Raw genomic sequence first — 20,762 nt, 5'->3', positions numbered from 1 at the left:
CTTTCCGGGGCGGGAGATCAGGGGGCGACCGACAGCTTGTCGGCCACGGTCTTCACGGGGCACAGCGTGCCGCAGCCGGGCAGGGGCAGCACGGCGCTCCAGGGCGGGCTGGCCAGGCTGAGGGGGGCCAGATTGCGCACCTGGTCCGGCGTCTGGGCGACATAGGCGACGCGGACCAGGGCTTGGCCGGCAGCGTCGCGCCACAGTTCCAGCCGCAGGCCGCCGCCCACGGGCGGATCATCCTCGCCATAGCCCTGGACCTGGAAGTGCACGCCCAGCAATCCCGCGATGGCGGCGATGTTGTCGTCATGGCCCACCAACAGGGTGACGGGTGGCTGGCCGGCGCCGGTCAGCGCCTCCGCCATACGCGGGGCCAGGGCCACGGCCTTGCGCGGCGCCATGTAGGCGTTGCGGGCGAAGACGTCGAACTGCAGGCCGTGCAGGCGGGAAATCTGCGCCAGCGCGTCGCTTAGGCCGGGACCGGCGCCCAGGCGGCCCCAGGCCACCTGATCCGGCGCCATGCCCTCCAGATATTCCAGGATGAAGATCTGCGCCGCGCCGGCGGTCTGGGCCACGGGCCCGCGCAGATCCACGCCGCGGTTGTCGGCGCTGGGGCTGATGACCGTGCGCTCCTGCACCAGGTCGCAGGCCGGCAGGGTCTTGTCACAGTCCAGGCCGCGGATGGTGAGCGCGATGGCGGGCACCAAGTAGGTGGAGGCGTTGCGCACGTTGTCCATCTCCGGCTCCATGGCCTTCACGGCGGCGGCGGCATCCACGGTGGCGGCACCGGCCTCGAACGGATCGAACAGCGGGTCCAGCGTGCCCGGCGGCCTGTGCCCCACAGGCAGGGGGCAGTTCGGCGCCAGGCCTTGGGCCATGGCTTCGCCCGTGCGGATGGTGCGCTCCGCCGAATTGGTCCAGATCGCCACCTGGCTTGCGGCGGGGCAGCCCTGGGCCGGCAGCAGGCCGTTGGCGGCCAGCCACTGGCGTTGATAGGCGCCCATCAGCGTCGCGGCGGCGGCGCCATGGGGCGTGAGGTGGCTGGGCGCCACCGGCCAGGACGGCCACGGGCCCTGTGCCAGCCCGGGGGCCGCTTCGGTATCCAGGGGGGCCCGCACACCGTGGCGCACCAGCATGACCACCCGCTCCAGCGTCAGGGGCTGGCCGTTCGCGGCGCGGGGGGCCACGGTGGCGTCGGGTGCCGCTTGAGCCGGGGCGGTCGCCAGCATCAGGCCGGCCAGGAGAAGGAGAAGAAGGCGGGTCACGGGCATCTTTCCAGCAGCAGGGGTCAAAACACGCCTTGGGCGCGCAGTTGGGTCAAGGCTTGGGTAAGGGCGTCCAGTCCGCCCTGGGCTGCCAGCGACTGTACACGGGCGGCCCCCAGGTGACTCAGCACCGCGTGGCGATAGCCCCAGGTGTAGCGGGCGGGGTCGCCGGCATCCACGCCGAAGCGGGGGGCCAATTGGCGCAGCAGGGCGTCGGCATCCTCCACGGCGGGTTCGGCATAGACCCAGTTGTGGTCGGACTGGGCGTGGATCAGGCAGGCGGACCACCAGCGCGGCACGGTGCCGGTTTCGGTCATACCGGGCAAGGTCAGGCCACCCGCCTGTGCCGGCGCCAAGTAACCCGCTGCCACCGGATCCACCCGGGCGATGATGGCGGCGGCGCGCAGCCAGTGCACCAGCCGATCGGGCTTGCCCCGTTCCGGCGCCTGGTGGGCGCAGGCCTGGACGATGATCAGGTCGGCCGGCATGCGGCGGGCCATCGCCTCCGCCAGGCCCAGGATGTGATGGGCGCCGGTGCGATAGTCGCCATCGGGTCCATGTCCGCCCAGGGATACCTCGGGCGGCAACCCGCCATCCGGGCGCCAGATGAACAGCAGGGCCTTGGCCCAGTCATGCCACAGCGGTGCGGCGGCGATCAGATCGTCCTGCCCATCCAGGACGACACCGTCGATGGCCCGGTAGGCGGCGGCGAAATCCTTGGCGCTTTGGGCGTTGAAGGCTTCGTGCACGGGCAGGCCGCCAGGCCAGGAATGATGGCTGCCGGCATTGCCGCCGGGGGCGGCGGCGAAGGGTTGGGGCAGATGGGGGCAGGGGCCGCCCTCGCCGGGCAAGGCCGGGAACAGCCCATCCACCAGGCCGTCGCCGGGGTCGGCCAGGCCCTCGGCCACCAGCCGGTTGATGATGTCTCGCTTGTCCGCTTGGCCCAGGTTGGCGCGATGGGCCACGCAGGTGGCGGGGTTGAACAGGGCGTCCTCGGTCGCGGCCTTGATGACCGGGTCGTGTATCGTGCTCACATCGGCGCGCAAGCGGGCCAGGGCATCGCGCGTCAGGGGCGAGGCGCCGGCGAGGGTGGCGGCATCGGCCGCCAGCGCGGGCCGGGCCAGCAGCAGTAGCACAGCCAAGGCGGAGGCCAGGCGGAGGAGCGTCGTCATCAAAACTCCTGTTGCAGGCTGAGTTCATAGCTGCGGCCGGCGCTAATGGTCTGCACCACGGCGTCGCCGTGACGGCCAACGCTGGTGCGGTAGGCCAAGGCGTCACCGAGATTGCGCACCGTCAGCCGCGCGCTCAAGCCCCCGCCGGCATCATAGCCGGCGCTGAGGTCCAGCCGGCGCGTGGGATGCACCCAGGTATCCAGCGCGCTGCCCGCCAGGGTCGTTCCGCCCCCGGAAACAAACGCGGTGCCGTAGGATTGCACGTAATCGTCGGCCCAGCGGTAATCCACGGCCAGATGCAGGGCGTCTCGGTCGTAACGCAGTTGCACCCCGGCCAGCCAGCGGGGCGCATACTGCACCCGTTCGATCGTGTTCAAATCCGGGCTGTTGAGGCGCACCGCCGTGGTCTCCCAGCTGAGGGTGCCGGCCAGATGGAGATCACGCAGGATCTCGGCCACGGGCGCCAGTCCCTGATCCACCGACAGCTCCGCCCCGGTCAGCCGGGCGGTGCCGCCGTTGGTGGGGATGCTGAGGCGGAGTTGCGCGTCGCTGGTGGGGGACCCCACCGCCAGGCCGCCGCCGGCGTCGTAGAGGTAGTTCTTCAAGCGCTTGTGGAACAGCGCCAGTTCCAGCCGGCCATCCTCCCCGGCGATGTTGCCCCAGGTCCAGGCGCCGGACAGGTCGAAATTCAGGCCGTCGACCGCCTTCAGGTCAGGGTTGCCCCGGGTGATGGTGACCACGCCATCACTGTCCTGTGTGGCGGTGGCGTTGCCCGCCAGTTGATAGGGCGACGGCGCGGTCCGGCTGGTCCAGACGGCGGCGCGGTAGGTCGAGCGCTCATCCGGCTGCCAGCGGGCGAGCACGCGGGGCAGCAGGGCGGTGAACCGGCTGCCACTTTCATTCCAGCCGTAATTGACGCCGCCTGCGGGCGCGCCGTTGTTGCCCGACAGCCAATAGCGGTTGGTCAGGTCAGAGAATTCCGCCCGTAACCCCGGCAGCAGGGTGAGGTCATCCAAGGTCAGCCGCGCCTGGGCATAGGCGGCCACCGTGCGCTCCCCACCGCTCAGCGTGTTGCCGTTCCAGGCATCGGCGGTCCAGGTCGCGGTGCCGTCACGCTGGCGGTACAGCTGCGCCAGCCGGCCGGCATCGATCAGGGGGAAGGTGAAATTGTAGATGCCGCTGAGCGGTGCCGTCAGCGTGCCGGCGCGCAGGCCCGCGGCCGCCAAGTCGGCCACGCTGGTGCCGGCGTCCACCGCCCCCAGCCCGCCTACCAGTTGCCCTTCCTGGTCGCGGCGGTAGCTGTCGCGCTGGCTGTCGGTGATCTTTACCCCGGCTTCCAGCGTGGCGTCGGAGGTCACGGCCAGCTTGCCGTCCAGGGCGCCGCCCAGCCTATCCTGACGGCTGAACAGGCTGGTGATCTGGCCGCGGTTGGAAACCGGCAAGTTCTCCACTCCGTCGGCCATTGCCAAGGCGCCGGACGGTCCAGCGACCACGGGATAGCCGTCCTTGTGCCCCAGGCTCAGGCCCTGGTTCACCGTGGTGCCGGTCGGGTTCCAGAACGACAGCTCGATATGCTGGGGCCGGCCGTTCTCCCCCCAGGTGTAGAACAGGCGGGGCGACAGGGTCAGGGCGCCCGTGTGCCAGTCGGCGCCCAGCTGGGCCGTGCCCAGGGTGGCGGTATCGGGGTTTGTCTCGAACCAGTAATGCAGCTGGGTCTTGACGCTGCGGTTTTCATAAAGGCCGTTGCCCAGGGCGACGCGGGTGATGAAGCTGGGGTCGCGCCCACCCTGGAAGCCCGTCTGGTAGACTTCCTGGTCGGTGTCGGCCGTGGCCACGGTGACATGGGCGAAGGCGCGGAAGGTGTCGTTGGGCTGCCAGTCGCCCGCCAGGCTGCCCCCCCAGCGCCGCGTCTCCCCTTCCGAATATTGCACGTTCAGCGAGGTGGCCAGCAGGTCGCGCGCCGGATCCAGGCCGGCCGGCGTCTGGCCGCTGGCGTCGACCAGGCGGTATTCGAACTGGGTGGACTGGTAGGACTGTTCCACACTGGCGAAGCGGTTGCGTCCGTAATAGCCGGTGACGGCCAGGCCTAGGCTGTGGTCGCGGCCGAATTGGCGGGCGACGTCCACGGTGGCGAGGCCCCCGCCCGAGGGCCGGCCCAGGTTGGCGGAGCGTTCGTCCAAATTGCCCTGGACCAGCAGGCGCGTATGCTCCCCGCCCTCCAGGGCGGACGCCAGGCGCAGGTCGAACTGGCCCGCGGTGGCATCGCCGTCGTCATGGGCGTCCGGCGTCTTGGTCAGTTCCACCCCTTCCATGGCGAGCGGCGGCAGCAGGCTCAGTTGCACGGCGCGGCTGTAGGGCATGCTTTGCGCCACCGATACCCCGTCCAGGCGGGTGACGGCGTAGGCGCTGTCCAGCCCGCGCACGGCAGCGAACTGGCCTTCTCCCCGCGCCGCCCGGTCGATGCCACCCAGGTCGCCCTGAAGGGACGTTACCAGCACGTTGACCCCGGCCAGCCGGCCCAGGCTTTCCGCCAGGGTGCGGTCGGCCCGGTCGTGCAGGTCCGCCGTGGTCAGGCTGTCGGTCACGGCGGTAGCGGTGATTTCCGCCGGGGGCGTGCCGTGGTAGGGCGCCTTGACGATCAGCACCTCGGGCAGCTGACCGCCGCTGGCCGGTGCCACCGCCGGCGTGGCCGGGATGGACGATGCCCGCTCCAACTCGATGGCGCCACCGTCACCCAGACGATAGCGCAGGTGGCAGCCCGATATCAGGCGGCCCAGCGCTGCCTCGAAATCCGTCACGCCGGCCAGCGGTCCGGCGCGGCAGCCGCGCACCAGTTCCGGCCGGAACAACACGTCGCGGCCGGACTGGCGCGCCAGGTCCAACAGCGCGCTGCCCAGCGGTTGTTCCGCGATGGTGAATGGCGTTCCCGCCGGCGCGGGCGCCGCTACCAGCAACGGCAGCACGGCGCAGGACGCCGCCAGCCGGCGGCGTCCTGGCCGGCGCTGGGGTCTACCGCCGGCGCGCAATCCGGTAATCCCCATTGGCGTCCTGCCGCCAGGTGATGGGATGCAGGCGGGCCAGGGCGGCGAGGAAGCCGGCGACATCGTCGGCGCGGTAGCTGCCGCTGACACGGATGGCGCCCAGGGCGGGGTCGTCCAGGTGCAGCACGATGCCGGTTCGTGCCGCCACCTCCGGCACCACCTGGGCCAGGGGCATGTCATCGAACAGCATGCGCCCGTCCTGGCGGGCCTTGACCTGGTCCACATTGGCCTTGCCCAGGCGCAGGGGGCCGCGGCCCTCCTGGTCCACCTGCTGGCCGGGCGCCAGACTGACCAACACCCGGCCGCTGTCGCGGTCGCGAACCTCGGCCGCCCCCTCCAGCAGCACGGCGCGCACTTGCCCGCCGTGGGATGAAACGGTGAAACGCGTGCCCAGGTCGCGCACCTCCAGCGCCCCGGCCATCACATGGAAGGGGCGCAGCCTCTCATGCGTCACCTGGAACTCCGCCTCACCCTGGGCCAGGTCCACGCGGCGGCCCAGCGGGTCGATGCGCACATGCAGGTGCGTTGAGCCGCCCAGGCGCATGACCGTGCCGTCGGACAGCGTTACCTGGGGATGGTCATGGGCGGCGGTGACATAGTCGGCTTCGCTGACCGCGCCGTTCCACAGCCAGACCAGCGCCAGGGCCAGGACGGCGGCAAGGCCGCCCACGGGGGGCATCCAGGCGACGGGGCGCCAGGAGCGGTGGGGCCGCGTCTGCCCATCCGCCAGGCGCAGGCCACGGGCGCGGGTCAGGTCAGGCCGCAGGGGGCCCTTGTCGTCGATGCCGCCGCTGGCCGTCCAGGCGCGGGTCACCAGGTCCATGGCGGCGGCGTGTCGGGGGTCGGCCGCCAGCCAGGCGCGGAAGGTCCGCTGGCCCTCCGGCCCCAGTTCCCCCGCCTGTATGCGCCGCAGCCAAGCGGCAGCCGTTTCTAGCAAGACTTGATCGTGATCGGTGGAGGTCAACGCGCGGGCTCCACCATCGTCCGGGCCAGGTGGGCCAGGACGCGTTCGATTTGACGAGACACCACTTTGACCTCAAGGCCCAGGCGGCCGGCCACTTCCCGGTGGCTCAGCCCATCAACGCGGACTAGCAGGAAGGCGTGCCGCGCCAGAGGATCGACATCGCGCAGCGCCGCCTCCAGGCTGGCCAGCTCCTGCCGGACCATGACGGTATGCTCGGGCGTGGCGGCGCCGTCGTCCGCCAGCTCCGCCACCTGGTCCAGGCCGTCGTGAGCGTCCTGGTGGCGGGCGGCGTTGCGGCGGAAGCGATCGACCAGCAGGCTGCTGGCGACGCGCAGCAGGAAGGCGCGCCAGTTGTCCACGCCCCGGGCGGGGGCGGCGGCCAGCGCGCGCAGATAGACGTCCTGGACATAGTCGTCCACATCCTGCGCCTGGCGCACGCGGCGGGCGAAATAGCCGCGCAGCACGGATTGGTGCGCCTCGAACTCCGCGCCGTCGAACGCCGACGGCGCATCGCTCCTGGCCCTTGAGTCGGCCTGACTGTCCATCTTTCCTCTCGGCCGGCTAATGGGCACGGACAAGGTCATAGCGACGGCAGGCTGCAGATTTATGATGGAGGGCTGCGCCATGTGCAGGCTCCGGATGACGGGGACGCGGGGGTGGGGATGGGGGCGGGACCTGGCGGCCCCACCCCCGGTAGCAGAACGGATCAGTAGGTATATTTGACGGTCATCAGGGCGGTGGTGCCGCTATCGACGATGTTCGACAGCGTCAGGCTGTTGCGCCCGATATGCGCCCAGTAGGTGTAGTCACCCGTGAGGTTGGAGACGGAGCCGTCGACCGCGAAGCCGTTGTCGAACTTGTAGCCCACGTGCAGGTCCAGGCGGTTGGTCGGCCGGACCCACATGTTGTCCCAGCTGCCGCCTTGGCCCAGGTAGTCGTAATAGGCCAGGTAGGAACCGGTGTAGTTGTAGCCGAGGTCGGCGGAGAAGCCGCCCACGGTGTAGGACAGGGTGGCGTTGGCCAGCCAGCCGGGGGCGTTCTGGATGGGCTGGTCGGCGTCCAGGCCCTTGATGCCGGTGTCGACCACCGACCACTGGCGTGTGACGTTGCCGCCGATGCTGAAGCCGGACAGCCAGCCGGGCAGGATGGTGTCGAACTTCTGCCGGAAGGCCAGCTCGATGCCGTAGACGTCGCCGTCGCCGCCATTCTTGGGCTGGCTGATGCTGACCAGGTTGCTGGTGGTGCTGAAGGGGTTCACCAGGGTGGAACCGTTGTCGAACAGGTAGTTCGACAGCCGCTTGTAATAGACGGCGGCCGAGGCCGTGCCGCCCTGGCTGTTGTGCCATTCACCCGACATGTCCAGGTTGGTGGACTCGATGGGCTTCAGGTTGGGGTTGCCCTGGGTGATGGTCTTGACACCCGTGTCGGCGCTGATGGACACGGAGGAAGAGGCGCCCAGCTGCACCAGGGCGGGCCGGGTGTAGGACTGGCTGACGCTGGCGCGGTAGACCGTGTCGTTGTCCGGGCGCCAGTTCACCAGCACGCTGGGCAGCGGCTCGTTGTACGTGGTGCTGCTGTTTTCCCAGTGGCCCACGGTCTTGCCGTCGCTGTTCAGCTGCCAGAAGGTGTTGTGGATGTCGGTGTGTTCGAACCGGATGCCAGGGATGACCTCCACCTGGCCGAACTGCAGGTTGGCCATGACATAGGCCGACGTCACCTGCTCCCGCCCCTTCAGGGTGTTGCAGTTCATGTTGTCGACGTAGTTGCCGTTGCAGGTGTCGAAGCTGCCGGCCGTCTGCAGCTTGTAGAAATAGTCCAGCAGGGCCTGCTGGCTGACCTTGGGCACCGACCAGCTGTAGCGGCCGGGATAGACCGAGGAATAATAGCCGTTGGCGATGCCCAGGCTGGACCAGGTGCTGTTGGGGTAGCCGGAGGCGGAGAAGTAGGCGTTGGTCCAGTCGCGGTTGGTGACCGCGCGGTCGCTTTCCACGAACTTCACGCCGGCCTTGATGAAGGACAGCGGGCCGTTGTCGTTCATGTCGTACTGGCCGTCCAGCTTGGCGCCGTATTTGTCCTGATGGCTGCCCTGCTGGGTTAGCTGGCCGGCGCGGCGGGCCGACAGCGCGGTGGCGGCGTTGTTCAGGGCGTCGTACATGCCGGGGCTGAACACCGGCACCGGATAGCCGTCGTTGTTGCCCATGCCGCTGATGCCACTGGGGAAGCGGGCGCTGCTGCTGTACTGGTCGATGCGGGACGACGCCTCGATATGGTTGGGGCGGTCGTTGTTGGCGGCGCTGAAGAAGACGGTGGGCGTCAGGGTCAGGGCGCCCAGCTTCTTCTCGCCACCCAGCTGCAGGGTGGACAGGTCGGCGCGCTCCGGGTTGGTCTCATACCAGACGGAGGTGCGGTACTTGTCCACGCTCAGGCCGTACAGACCGTTGGCCAGGGCGTTCCAGCTCTTGTCGGTGCTGATGATCTGGCTCAGCGTGCTGTTCTGCACCGCGTTCTCGCGGGCGAAGGAGCCGCGCAGGAAAACGGCGGTGGTGTCGTCCGGGTGCCAGTCCAGCGACAGGTTGCCGCCATAGCGTTCCGTGCTGCCGTCCGACACGCCGACGCTGATGCCCGTCTGGCGCAGGTTGGAGGCAGGGTCCGTGCCGGCCGGGTTGGTCGATCCGTTCTTGGTGCTGCTGACGGCGAAGCCCCAGCCGCCGTCGTTATGGGCGCTGTCGATGCCCGCCATCTCGCTGTTGGTGAAATAGCGCTTGTCGTAATAGCCGCTGACATAGACGCCGAACTGGCGGTCGCGGCCGAACTGGGTCGCCACCTCGGCGGCGGTGTTGCCGCCCAGGCCGGTCTCGCCATAGTCGCGCGCCCGGCTTTCCAGGCGGGCGCCGCCCTGGATGCTGAAGTGCAGCGGGTTGGCGAAGTCGAAAGCGGTGGGGGTGCGGAAGTCGACCGTGCCGGAAATGGCGTCGCCGCTCATGGACGCGTCCAGCGTCTTGTTGACGACGATGGTCTGCAGGCCGGACGGCGGCAGCAGGTCCAGCTGGACGCTGCGGCTGTAGGGCAGGCCCTGGGCCACCTCCACGCCGTTCATGAGGTCGACGGCGAATTCGGAATTCATGCCCCGGATGGCCACCAGCATGCCTTCGCCGCGTGAGGCGCCGTCGATGCCACCGGCCACCGACTGGCCGGTGTTGCTGACGGTTACGCCCGGCAGCAGGCCCAGCGCCTCGGCCACGTTATGGACGGCGGTGTGCTCCAGCTCCGCCGCCGACATGATGTCGACGGTGTTGGACGCGCGGATCTTGGCGGTGTCGGCCTGGTCGCGGTTGGCGAAGACCAGGATTTCGTCCAGCGTCCCGTCGGTGCTGGCGTCGGGCGCGCCGGCGTTGGGGGCAGGGGTGGCGGGGGCGCTGGCTTCAGCGGCATGGATGGTCGGTGCGGCCAGCAGGGCGCCGGCCATGGCGCCGCACAGCAGGACGTCCTTGAGCATCGTGTGTCGCATAGTCTTCTTTCGGCTCCATCATGGACGCCCACGACGGGCGCCCTCGGAAAGCCAAGACGCGGCACGCGGCCAGATTCCGGCCTGTCACGGAACTTTAGTAATTTTGGTTTCGTTATTCGGATGTCAGCAACGTCCGACGCCGGCATCTGAGATCAGAATTCACAACCCCGAGTGCCTGCGCACTTTAGGTATACCCTCCGGGGCAACACGCAGAAGGGCACTACCCGTGGGGATAGCGCCCCCCTCGGGGTTATTGGACCTATACCGGCGAAGTTTCCACCATATGCTTCGCAAGGCGATATAGCATCAGCGTAAACTTCGTAGGCTTATCGCCTCGCATCTTGATCTCGTCGATGTGCCGCTCAAGGTCGCGCATATGATTATAAGCATCAGATCGGGACATACCGGTTCCTTTCGGCGTCAATGAAGCCAAACAGATCCCATCATTCCCCACCCAGTTTTGACTAGGCTTAGCATTGCTTTGACCGAAATCATACCATCTGTTGCGCGCGCCCTCAAGGCCGGCGGTAAGAAAGTACTTTATCTCTTAGCCGACGTTTCAGCCGCCAGCAACCGCTGGCGCCGACCTGACAGGGTGTCGGGATGCCCCGACCCAAGCTGATCAGCTGCCGCTAACATCGTGCCAAGCCCCGCAGCCGGGGCAGGGCATGGATCAGTGCTGGGGCTTCGGCTGCCGCACGGCCAGGAAAACGGTGCTCCACAACTGGGCGGCGTTGGACTCGTCGGCGTCGTTGCCGGCGGCGCCATAGGGGGCGACGACGTAGTGGCCGTCGCGATAGTCCCAGGACCACAGTTCGGAATTCTGCACGCCCTTGGCGGCCTCGATATCCCGCCACAGGGCGGTTTGCATCCGGGTCAGCCTGGTCCGGGTCGTGGCAGGCAGGTCGGTGCGGGCCAACTGGCGGGCCAGGCCGGCGGCGGTCAGGGCCTGCTGCCAGGACCACACGACGGTGCCATGATAGGCGGTGCGGGGGAACAGCTCCCGCGTCGCCGCCGGCGCGTAGGCCGGGTTGGCGACCAGCATGCCGATGCCGGTCATCAGGCCGGCGGGGAAGGGGCGGTCCGCGGCCTCCACCGCGGCATCCAGCGCCGCGGGGCTGGGATGGCCGAACAGCATCTCGAACCCTTCATCCGAATGCAGGACGGGGACAGGGGTGCCGTCGGCGTTCAACGACAGGGCGTGGAAACGCACCGGGCCCTTGGGCAGGGCCGCCAGCGCCGCGTCGGCCGGCACGCCCACTTTGGCGGCATAGGCGGCGACATCCCGGCGCGCCTGGGCCGGCGCCACCGTCACGTCGAACAGGGCAGGGGCCTTGGCCCGCCACACCTTGGCGAGGTCCGCCGCCTTGGCCAGGTCGGCACGGGCGGCCGCGTCCAGCCAGGGGTCCAGCAGCTTGGCTTTCAGCAGGGCGTCCGCCGCCTCCAGGGCCGCCGGCACCAGGATGGCGTTGACGTCGTAGGGATAGACACCGCCGCCCAGGCCGGTGTTGCTATCGCGCCATTCGCCCACCTGCTGCCCCGGCTTCAGCCGCACCAGGGTGGCGGTGCCGGGGGCTGCGGCGAAGGGGGCGGCCTGGGCCACCACCTGGCGCAGGTTGCGCACCAGGGCCGCACCCGCCGCCTCGCTCTCCCCATGCCGGCCATCGGGCGCCGCCAGGAATTCGGCCGCCGCTTTCCGGCCGCGCGGGTCGTCCAGCAGCCAGGCCCGCGCCACCGGCGCCAGCAGGAAGTCGCTGTCCACCATCTTGTAGTCATAGACCGGCGCGTCCGACGTGCTGCCGTCAGCCTTCAGATGGTCCAGGATGGCAAACTCACCGATATCCTCCTCATGCGCCACCTCACCGGCTGGCGAGAGCCGGGCGAGGACGGAGCGCAGGCCGGCCTGCACGGCATCCGGCTGCAAGGCTGGCATCAACAGCATGACGGACATCAGGGTGTCGCGCCCGAAATAGGTGTGGAAGCGCCAGGACCCGGCCAGCAGCTTTTCCTGATAGCTGAGGAAGGTCAGGGCGTTGCGGCTGGCCGGCTGGTTGGCGGCACCGGCGGTTAGCAAATGATCGCCGGACAGCGGGGTCAGCGGCGCCTCACCGGTCAGCGCCGTGATGCGCAGGCCGATGGTGCCGTCGGCACCGGCCTTCAGCCCATCGTCCGTCAGCTGGCCGTGGGTCACCGTCACGGTCAGGCGATAGCCGGCCTTGCCGTCCAGGCGGTCGCGGCTCCAGTCCAGCGTGTCGTTCGTGCGGATGGGTTGCACCTGCACTTGGGCGGGTAGGGTGCGCAGGGTTTCATAGTCGCGCAGCACCCGGGTGCTGGACAGCACGCCCTGGCGGGGCACGGCGCTGTCGGCTCTCAGCGCCGCCTCGAACACCACCCCGCGCAAGGGGCGTCCCTGGGCGTCGGTGGTGGTCACGGGCTGGGGGGTGCCGGTCAGGGTCCAGCTGGCGGTGTCGGCCGTGTCCAGCCACAGGCCCACGCTGCTGTTGCCGGCTGGAAACGCCACCAGGATGCGCGCGTCCTTGCCGGAGCGCAGCAGCAGGTGGGCCGCCACCTCGCCCTGGCGCACAAAGGCGTTGAGGTTTCGCCCCTCCGTCAGGCTGTAGGACAGGGCAGGCTTGGCGGCCGTATCAGCGAAGCATGCCGGTGCCCAGGCCAGCGTCAGGGCCAAGATGGAGCTGGAGAGCAGGTGCGGAAGGCGCGGCATGGGTGGGTCCTATAGGCAGGCATGAACCGGGGTGCGCCGCCCCGGGGACTGGGGCGGTGGCGGGGTGGAAAGACGGGGAGGGATGGGATCAGGCTGGTCCCATCACGCGGTGCAGATACCCTTCGTGACTGGGCAGGGTGGCGGCGGCCTTGGCCATCTGGTCGCGCAGGCGCAGCAAATAGGCCAGGTTCTCGTCCGCCGGCATTGTGTCCAGCAGCGGGTTGTAGTCGGTGGCCCGCAGCCCCTGGCCCATCAGCACGGCGAACCAACTGGCCTCACGGAACAGTTCATCGGTCGAGAGCACGATGCGGCCGGTGCGGGTGAAGTGGCGTTCCTTCAGCGACAGCCCCTCGGGTACCGCCATGGCCTGGCAGTGGCGCCACAGCGGCTCATCCCGGCCCTGGGTGCGGCTGTAGTGCAGCACCAGGAAGTCGCGCACCGATTCAACGTCGGCGCCATAGACTTGGTTGAACTGGCCGGCCGTCTCCTCCGGACAGTCGCGGGTGGGGAACAGGGACAGAAGCTTGGCAATGCCGCTCTGGATCAGGTGGATGGAGGTGGACTCCAAGGGCTCCAGGAAGCCGCTGGACAGGCCGATGGCGACGACGTTCTTGACCCAGGACCGCCGCCGCCGCCCGGTTTGGAAGCGGATCAGGCGCGGGTCGGCCAACGCCTTGCCGTCCAGGTTGGCCATCAGCGTGGATGCCGCCCCGTCATCGTCGGCGAACCGGCTGCTGTAGACGATGCCGTTGCCGGTGCGGTGCTGCAGTGGGATGCGCCATTGCCAGCCGAAGGCGTGGGCGGTAGCGCGGGTGTAGGGGACGGGGGCGGCGACGCGCTCGCACGGCACGGCCAGGGCGCGGTCACAGGGCAGCCAGTGCGACCAGTCCTCGAACCCGCTGTTCATCACGCCCTCAATCAGCAGGGCGCGCAGGCCGGAGCAATCAATGAACAGGTCGCCTTCCACCCCCTCGCCCCGGTGGGTGGTCAGGCGGGTGACGAAGCCGGTCTCCGGATCCTGCTCGATCCGCTCCACCTTGCCTTCGATACGCTTCACCCCCAGCACCTCAGACCGGCGGCGCAGATGGGCGGCGTAGAGGCCGGCGTCGAAGTGGTAGGCGTAGCCCAGGGTGGAGAAAAGGGAATTGGGGTCGGTGGCGGGCGGGCCGAACTTGTTCGCCATGGCCGCCAGCGTGGCCAGGGAATAATCCTGGTGGCCGTGCGGGAAGCCGCCCAGGGTGGCGCGGATCCAGCGGTGGAAGAACATCTGCGCGTCGGCCGGCCCGCCATAGCGGCCGAAGGGATGGAAATAGCGGCTGTCGCCACCGTTCCAGCCGACAAACTCTATGCCCAGCTTGAAGGTGGCCTTGGTTTCGCGCAGGAACTGCGCCTCGTCCAGGTCTACCAGGCGGTTGAACCAGTGGATGGTGGGGATGGTGGCCTCCCCCACGCCGATGATGCCGATCTCATCGGATTCGATCAGCGTCACCTCGAACTGCGGCGGGGTGTTGACCTTGGCCAGCGCCGCCGCCGTCATCCAGCCAGCGGTGCCCCCGCCCAGGATGACGACCTTCCGGATCCGTCGATCTGACACGGCTTTCGCTCTCCTTCAGAAAAAAAGCGGGCGGCGGGCCCCGAGACTGATCCGCCGCCCAGGGGAGGAAGAGGGTCAGAACTTGGCGGTCAGGGACACCATGGCGTTGGGGCCGACGATGCCACGGCCATAGAAGTAGCCGTTCACGACCTGCTGGGTGAAGCCCTGGCGGGGGTTGCCTTCCGTCAGGCCCAGCTCATCCGTGACATTGTCCACACTGACGTTCAGCGTCATGGCGGGCGTGAGGTTGTAGATGGCGCCGATGGTCACGACGCCGTAGCCAGGCAGCTCCACCTGGTTGCCGTTGTCGGCGAAGATGCGGCCGACGTACTTGTAGCGCAGGTAAATCTGGCCCTTGTTGTTGGGCAGGTTGTACTCCGGCGTGATGGCATACAGGATCTTCGGCGTGCGACCCGGGATCTTGCCGTTGTAGAAGGCGGCCACCTGCGGCGCGATGTTGGTGCCGTTGACGTCGATGAAGCCGACCTTGACGTTGCTGAACGTCGGGTCCTGGTAGGTGGCCTGGGCGTGCACGCCGAAGGCGCTCAGCGGCTCGTACTGCGGGCGGTAGTACAGATCGACGTCGACGCCGTTGGTTTCGGAATCGGCGAAGAAGCCCTGGTTCAGGTTGGGATCGGCCGGGTTGACGCCACCGCCCCAGGTCTGGTTCTTGAACTCGGTGCGGAAGCCGCGGACGGTGCCGGTCAGGCCATAGTCGGAATAGGTGACGCCGCCTTCGTACAGGCTCAGGGCGGCCGCCTGCGGGTTGGTGCCCTGGGTCTGGTAGGCGTGGGCGTAGCGGGCGTAGACCGACAGGTTCTGGGCGATGGTGTAGTTGACGCCGGCCGTGACGTGCACCGGCGACTCATGGCCCGAGGTGTAGCTGTAGGTGCCGTTGAACGCGTTCGGGTTCACCTGCACGATGCCGCCCACGCCCGCCGGGATGGGCTGGGGCGAGCTGTTGCCCGCCACGCCGACGGTGTCCTCGCGCTCATAGCGCACGCCGAAGTCGAAGTGCAGGTCCTGGTTCCAGGCGAATTCATCGTTCACATAGACCGACTTCGACGTCTGGTGGGTGGCGCTGATGCCCGCACCCCAGTTGCCGTAGGAGATCAGGCCGTTGTTGCCCAGCGTGCCCAGCACATTGCCGGCACTGTTCATGGCCACGATGTCATAGATGTTGGACTGGTTCTTCACGTCGTTGATGACGGTCGAGACGCCCGACTGGTCGTTGGCGATGTCGGTGGCGTAGATCATGCCGCCCACGGTCAGGCTGTTGGTCCAGCCATCGCCCGAGGTGTCCCACTTGGCGCCAAAATCGCTGCCCCAGTCGCGCAGCTTCACCAACTGGCGGTTCAGCACGGTCTGCTGCAGCAGGCCGTTGCCGTTGAGCGCGTTCAGGGCCGCGGCATTGGAGGCCGCGGTGACCTGGCCGTTGGTCAGGTTGCGGATGCCGAACTGCGTGGTGCCGGGGAAGGCGGCCAGGCCGGACTGCAGCAGATCGTAGATGGGCGATGCGCTGGTGGGCGTCAGGTAGGTGAGGGCCGACGCCAGGCCGCCGTTGCCGGTGCCGCTGCCGGCGAACACGCCGTTGAAGTCCCAATCCGTCTCGGTATAGCGGCCACGGGCGAAGAGGGAGATGCCGTGGTCGAACTCACGCTCCCCATCCACGCGGAACTGGTGGCCGGTGGCGTGGATGCCGTCCTGCATGCTGAAATTGCGGAAGCACTGGCCGTTGGCGTAGCAGGAGTCCGGCACGCTGACGTTGGCGAAGCCCTTGCCGATGATGTTGCCGAACTGGGTGTCCAGGCCCGGCACGCTGGAAATGGTGCCGTTGTTATAGGCGTAGGGCTGGTCGGCGTAGTAGGGATCGTGCTCGTCCCAATCCTTGACGGTGAAGCGGATCCAGCCGTCCTCGAACTTGTGCTCCAGCTGGCCCTTGATGTGATAGGTCTCGTACCGGAAGGGGGAGCTGCGCACACCCGGCGTGCTGTCGTAGTAGCCGGAGATGGCGAAGGCCGTGTCCTTCAGGTCCGGGATGGGGGAGGAGAACCACAGGTCGCCGCGCCGGTCGCCATAGGTGGTGCCGGTGATGCGGGCGATGCCGCCGGCCTCGTCGAAGTTCAGCTTGCGCGAGATGAAGTTGATGGAGGCGCCGGCGGCGTTGGGTGTCAGGATGCCCGAGCTGCCGCCCTGCAGCGCCTCGACCCGATCGATCGAGATGTCGTTCTGGAACACCTCGTCATCGTTCAGGCCGCCATAGATGGCGGGCATGCCGTCTTCGATCAGGCGGACGAACTGCTGGGTGCCACCGGGCAGGCCGCGCACCGAGTAGTTGTTGGACACGGGGCCGGCCGTGCCCTCGACGAAGATGCCAGGGATCATTTCCAGCACGTCGACGGTGCTGCGCGGCGCCTTCTGGGCCAGGTCGGCCTCGTTCACCGCGGTGATGGCGACGGAGGCGTTCAGCAGGTTGCGCTTGGAGCGCAGACCGGTGACGATGATTTCCTGCAGGTCGGGCGCGCCGCCCATCTGCACGGTGTCGTCGATGCCGGTCGTGGCGGGGGTGGCCTGGGCCACCTGGGGCTGGGCGGCGGCACCTTCCGTCGCGCCCCCTTGGGCGGCGGCATTGCGCAGGGCCGGGGTCGCCGTGGCGGCGCGGTCGGACTTGCGGCTGACCACGGCGGCGCCCGACGGGTCGCGGTGCACGGTCAGGCCGGTGTTGGCCAGGATGCTGTCCAGCGCCTGCTGGGCGGACAGGCGGCCCTGGGCGCCCTTGGTGCTGATGCCGGCGACCTCGTCGGCCTTGTAGATCAGCTGCGAGCCGGTCTGGCGAATATAGCTTTCCAGCGCGGTGCGCAGGTCGCCGGCCGGGACATCGATCATCGTTTCGGCGGCGGACGCCAAAGTGATCGCGCGCGAAGGTTGCGGCACCGCCATGGATTCAGCGGCCTGCGTTAGCGCCGGCCAGCAGACCGTCGTCAGAAGGGCGGCGGAAAGGGCGTGACGGATATTCGGGTTTGGCACGATTTCTCCCTCATTTCTGGATTGTTGTATTTGGCTATGACGAAGGACCGTGCCGGATCCCCTATCCTCAATTTGAAATTCTTATTTCCCTGCCGTCGTCGATTACCTTCAGGCCGAAACCGCTGTGCAGCAGGCGGGCGAAAGCGTCGACATTGGTGGCCTCGAAACTGCCGCCGATGCGGATATCGCCCATGGGCCCCTCGGCCGGCACCACCAGTTGCTTGCGGTTATAGCGGTTGAACTCCGCCGCCACCTCCCGCAAGGGGCGGTCGGTGAAGACCAGCGTCCCGTGGCGCCAACCCAGGGAGTCCCGCACTTGTTCCTCGCTGCGCGGGCTTTTCCGGATGGCCTTGGGCTGCGCCACCGCCGCGTTCAACTGCGTCACCAGGGTGGGGCCCACCTCATTGGGATGGGCCATGTCCTCCACCAGGACGGCACCCTCGGCCACCACCACCTCAAGCCTGTCGCCTTCACGGCGAACGGAGAACTTGGTGCCGACGTCGACGATGCGCAGGTCGCCGCTGATGACGACAAAGGGGTGCTTGTCGTCGTGCACCACCTCGAAGAAGGCCTCGCCCTTGTCCAGCCGCACCTCGCGCGTTGTCTGGTCGACGGATGCACGCAGGCGCGTGTTGGTGTTCAGCTCGATCTGCGATCCGTCCTGCAAGTGGGCGGTATAGCGGTCGCCGACGCCGGTGCTGAACTTCTGCCCGGCAGCAAAGGGCCAGTCCCAGTCATCCAAGGCGGGAACGACGGCGACCAGGGCCACCGCCGCGGCGACGGCCACCATAGGCGCCCAGCGGCGCCACGGCGCGCGCACCAAGCCGGCCCGCGGCGGGGGCAGGGCGGGGGCCTGGCGGGTAGCGCGCAGCTGGTCGGCCCGCTGCCACGCCGCCTCCAGCCGCAGGTAGGTCACGCGGTGGCGGGTAGAGGTGGCGATCCAGGCGTCGAACCCTGCCTTGGCCGCCGCGTCCAGCGGGCCGGCATCCTGGCGGGCCAGCCAGCGCGCCGCCTGTTCCTCGATGGGATCGTGCTCCATCATGGCCGCCCCACCTGGCGCGGCCCCATTTTGCGCAAACGCCGGCCGAAGCGGCCTGTCCCGGGTTCGGGGACGATGTCGACCATGGCGTCGGCGATCAGGCGCACTCCCTTGGCCACCTGCTGTTCCACCGTGCTTTCGCTGATGCCCATGCGGCGGGCCACGTCGCGCTGGGGCAGGCCGTGCACCTTGCGCAGCAGGGTCACCTCGCGGCAGCGCGGCGGCAGGCGGTTGATGGCAGCCTGCAGCAGCCGCATGGCCTCGCGGCCGACAGCGCTCTGTTCCGGGTTGGGCACGGTGTCGGCCACGTCCAGGTCCTCAAGATCGATGACGGTCTCGATCGAGACCACCTGCGCGCGGCGGGCGCGGTCGATCAACAGGTTCCGGGCGGTCATGAACAGGAAGGGCTTGGTCATCTCAGGGATCGCCACGGTCGCCGCCTCGTAGACGCGGGTGTAGATTTCCTGCCGAAGATCGGGGATCTCGGATGCCTCCCGCCATTTGCGGCGCAGGTAGCCGGTCAGCGCCGCCTCCAAGGGTAGGACTTCCTCCACAAACCATAGATCCACCGCACTTCTGTTCACCGGACGTCCTTCCTCCCTCGGTATTCTGCGCGCACACGGGGCGCCCTTTCCCTGGATGACGAACGGGCGCCAAAAATCCGTTATGGGCAATGGGAAAAAATTTCGGGGCCAGGATGTGCCGGGCGCGGCCCCATCGCTGGACGGGTATGCCGATCCGGGCACTATCGTGTCGCGCATCCTGTGGCATAAGGGGGCCAATCACGCCTTTGGAATCCGGTTCCCATGATCCGCCTCGAAAACATCAGCAAGCACAACGGCCACCGCATCCTGTTCATGGAGACGTCCGCGGCCCTGAACCGGGGTGAGAAGGTGGGCCTGGTCGGTCCCAACGGCGCCGGCAAGACCACCCTGTTCCGCATGATCACCGGTGAGGAACTGCCGGACACCGGCCAGGTGTCGGTGGAAAAGCAGATCACCATAGGTTACTTCAACCAGGACGTGGGCGAGATGTCCGGCCGCAGCGCGGTGGCGGAGGTGATGGACGGCGCCGGCCCGGTCAGCGAGGTGGCCAAGGAGATGGCCATCCTGGAGGCCGCCATGGCCGACCCCGACCAGGCCGACCGCATGGATGAGATCATCGAGCGTTATGGCGAGGTGCAGGCGCGCTTCGATGAGCTGGGTGGCTACGAGCTGGAGGGAAAGGCGCGGGAAGTGCTGGCCGGCCTCAGCTTCAGCCAGGAGATGATGGACAAGGACGTCGGCATGCTGTCCGGCGGCTGGAAGATGCGCGTGGCCCTGGCCCGCATCCTGCTGATGAAGCCCGACGCCATGCTGCTGGACGAACCCAGCAACCACCTGGATCTGGAAAGCCTGATCTGGCTGGAGGGCTTCCTGAAGGGGTACGACGGCGCCCTGCTGATGACCTCCCACGACCGGGAGTTCATGAATCGCATCGTCACCAAGATCATCGAGATCGACGGCGGGTCGCTGACCAGCTACTCCGGCGACTATGTGTTCTATGAGCAGCAGCGGGCGCTGAACGAGCGGCAGCAGCAGGCGCAGTTCGAGCGCCAGCAGGCCATGCTGGCCAAGGAACTGAAGTTCATCGAGCGGTTCAAGGCCCGCGCCTCGCACGCCAGCCAGGTGCAGAGCCGGGTGAAGAAGCTGGACAAGATCGAGCGGATCGAGCCGCCGAAGCGCCGCCAGACCGTGACGTTCGAATTCCCGCCGGCGCCGCGCTCGGGCGACGACGTGGCGGTGCTGAAGAATGTGCACAAGGGCTATGGCAGCCGCATCATCTACCAGGGCCTGGATCTGACCATCCGCCGCAAGGAGCGCTGGTGCGTCATGGGCGTCAACGGCGCCGGCAAGTCCACCCTTCTGAAGCTGATCGCGGGCGCCGACCAGCCGGATGCGGGCACCGTCACCGTCGGCGGCAGCGTCAAGATGGGCTATTTCTCCCAGCACGCCATGGAGTTGCTGGATGGTGAGCAGACGGTGTTCGAGGCCCTCGAGGCCAAGTTCCCGCAGGCGGGCCAGGGATCGCTGCGGGCGCTGGCAGGCTGCTTCGGTTTCTCCGGCGACGACGTGGAAAAGCGCTGCCGCGTCCTGTCGGGCGGAGAGAAGGCCCGGCTGGTGATGGCCATGATGCTGTACAACCCGCCCAACTTCCTGGTGCTGGACGAGCCGACCAACCACCTGGACCTCGACACCAAGCAGATGCTGATCACCGCCCTGGCGGCGTACGAGGGCACCATGCTGTTCGTGTCGCACGACCGCCACTTCCTGGCCACGCTGTCCAACCGCGTGCTGGAACTGACACCGGAAGGCATCCACCAGTACGGCGGCGGCTATACCGAATATGTGGCCAGCACCGGGCAGGAGGCCCCCGGCCTGCACAGCTGAT

General features: G+C 68.2%; 12 protein-coding genes. 1 reads left to right on the top strand and 11 read right to left on the bottom strand.

What is annotated here, in order from left to right:
* Positions 1 to 17 precede the first annotated feature (17 nt).
* The 11 genes from P5F91_RS03045 to P5F91_RS02995 all read right to left on the bottom strand — a co-directional run bounded on the left by P5F91_RS03045 (position 18) and on the right by P5F91_RS02995 (position 18,916).
* The gene (locus P5F91_RS03045; protein ID WP_277906459.1) at positions 18 to 1,265 is read right to left on the bottom strand and encodes a histidine-type phosphatase; all 1,248 of its coding nucleotides are present in this window, start codon (positions 1,263 to 1,265) and stop codon (positions 18 to 20) included.
* Positions 1,266 to 1,288: 23 nt separating this feature from the next.
* Positions 1,289 to 2,437 (bottom strand): hypothetical protein, encoded by a 1,149-nt coding sequence (locus tag P5F91_RS03040; RefSeq protein ID WP_277906458.1) that lies wholly within the window; start codon positions 2,435 to 2,437, stop codon positions 1,289 to 1,291.
* On the bottom strand, positions 2,437 to 5,478 hold the full coding sequence (locus P5F91_RS03035) for a TonB-dependent receptor (RefSeq protein ID WP_277906457.1): 3,042 nt from the start codon (positions 5,476 to 5,478) through the stop codon (positions 2,437 to 2,439). Before P5F91_RS03035 ends, P5F91_RS03040 begins: the two co-directional genes overlap by 1 nt.
* Complete coding sequence (locus P5F91_RS03030) at positions 5,447 to 6,442, bottom strand: FecR family protein (protein ID WP_145612518.1); 996 nt, start codon at positions 6,440 to 6,442, stop codon at positions 5,447 to 5,449. The genes P5F91_RS03035 and P5F91_RS03030 overlap by 32 nt, the downstream gene beginning before the upstream one ends.
* Positions 6,439 to 6,987 (bottom strand): RNA polymerase sigma factor, encoded by a 549-nt coding sequence (locus P5F91_RS03025; RefSeq protein WP_186454883.1) that lies wholly within the window; start codon positions 6,985 to 6,987, stop codon positions 6,439 to 6,441. Before P5F91_RS03025 ends, P5F91_RS03030 begins: the two co-directional genes overlap by 4 nt.
* A gap of 161 nt (positions 6,988 to 7,148) precedes the next feature.
* On the bottom strand, positions 7,149 to 9,938 hold the full coding sequence (locus P5F91_RS03020) for a TonB-dependent receptor (RefSeq protein WP_277906456.1): 2,790 nt from the start codon (positions 9,936 to 9,938) through the stop codon (positions 7,149 to 7,151).
* Positions 9,939 to 10,623: 685 nt separating this feature from the next.
* Positions 10,624 to 12,672, bottom strand: coding sequence for a hypothetical protein (locus P5F91_RS03015; protein WP_277906455.1), 2,049 nt, complete (start codon positions 12,670 to 12,672; stop codon positions 10,624 to 10,626).
* Positions 12,673 to 12,760: 88 nt separating this feature from the next.
* Entirely contained in the window at positions 12,761 to 14,266 is a 1,506-nt protein-coding gene (locus tag P5F91_RS03010) for a tryptophan halogenase family protein (protein WP_277906454.1), read from the bottom strand.
* 75 nt (positions 14,267 to 14,341) lie between these two features.
* On the bottom strand, positions 14,342 to 17,152 hold the full coding sequence (locus tag P5F91_RS03005; RefSeq protein ID WP_277906453.1) for a TonB-dependent receptor: 2,811 nt from the start codon (positions 17,150 to 17,152) through the stop codon (positions 14,342 to 14,344).
* 208 nt (positions 17,153 to 17,360) lie between these two features.
* Positions 17,361 to 18,335: a FecR family protein gene (locus P5F91_RS03000; protein WP_277906452.1), complete on the bottom strand. Its 975-nt coding sequence runs from the start codon at positions 18,333 to 18,335 to the stop codon at positions 17,361 to 17,363.
* A complete protein-coding gene (locus P5F91_RS02995; protein WP_277906451.1) occupies positions 18,332 to 18,916 on the bottom strand; it encodes an RNA polymerase sigma factor in 585 nt (194 codons plus the stop codon). The genes P5F91_RS03000 and P5F91_RS02995 overlap by 4 nt, the downstream gene beginning before the upstream one ends.
* Positions 18,917 to 19,138: 222 nt before the next feature.
* Here P5F91_RS02995 and P5F91_RS02990 point away from each other — a divergent pair, with 222 nt between their 5' ends.
* Positions 19,139 to 20,761, top strand: a complete 1,623-nt coding sequence (locus P5F91_RS02990; RefSeq protein WP_277906450.1) for an ABC-F family ATP-binding cassette domain-containing protein — start codon at positions 19,139 to 19,141, stop codon at positions 20,759 to 20,761.
* The last annotated feature ends 1 nt before the right edge of the window (position 20,762 follow it).

Source organism: Nitrospirillum amazonense (assembly GCF_029594735.1).
GTDB classification, from domain to species: domain Bacteria; phylum Pseudomonadota; class Alphaproteobacteria; order Azospirillales; family Azospirillaceae; genus Nitrospirillum; species Nitrospirillum amazonense.
Note: the sequence above shows the minus strand (reverse complement) of the source record. Positions and strands in the feature narration are given on the sequence as shown.

Coding starts and splice junctions, on each gene's coding strand:
- P5F91_RS03005 (WP_277906453.1), bottom strand. CDS start 17,152: ATGATCGATGTCCCGGCCGGCGACCTGCGCACCGCGCTGGAAAGCTAT.
- P5F91_RS03040 (WP_277906458.1), bottom strand. CDS start 2,437: ATGACGACGCTCCTCCGCCTGGCCTCCGCCTTGGCTGTGCTACTGCTG.
- P5F91_RS03000 (WP_277906452.1), bottom strand. CDS start 18,335: ATGATGGAGCACGATCCCATCGAGGAACAGGCGGCGCGCTGGCTGGCC.
- P5F91_RS03020 (WP_277906456.1), bottom strand. CDS start 9,938: ATGCTCAAGGACGTCCTGCTGTGCGGCGCCATGGCCGGCGCCCTGCTG.
- P5F91_RS03035 (WP_277906457.1), bottom strand. CDS start 5,478: ATGGGGATTACCGGATTGCGCGCCGGCGGTAGACCCCAGCGCCGGCCA.
- P5F91_RS02990 (WP_277906450.1), top strand. CDS start 19,139: ATGATCCGCCTCGAAAACATCAGCAAGCACAACGGCCACCGCATCCTG.
- P5F91_RS03015 (WP_277906455.1), bottom strand. CDS start 12,672: ATGCCGCGCCTTCCGCACCTGCTCTCCAGCTCCATCTTGGCCCTGACG.
- P5F91_RS03025 (WP_186454883.1), bottom strand. CDS start 6,987: ATGGACAGTCAGGCCGACTCAAGGGCCAGGAGCGATGCGCCGTCGGCG.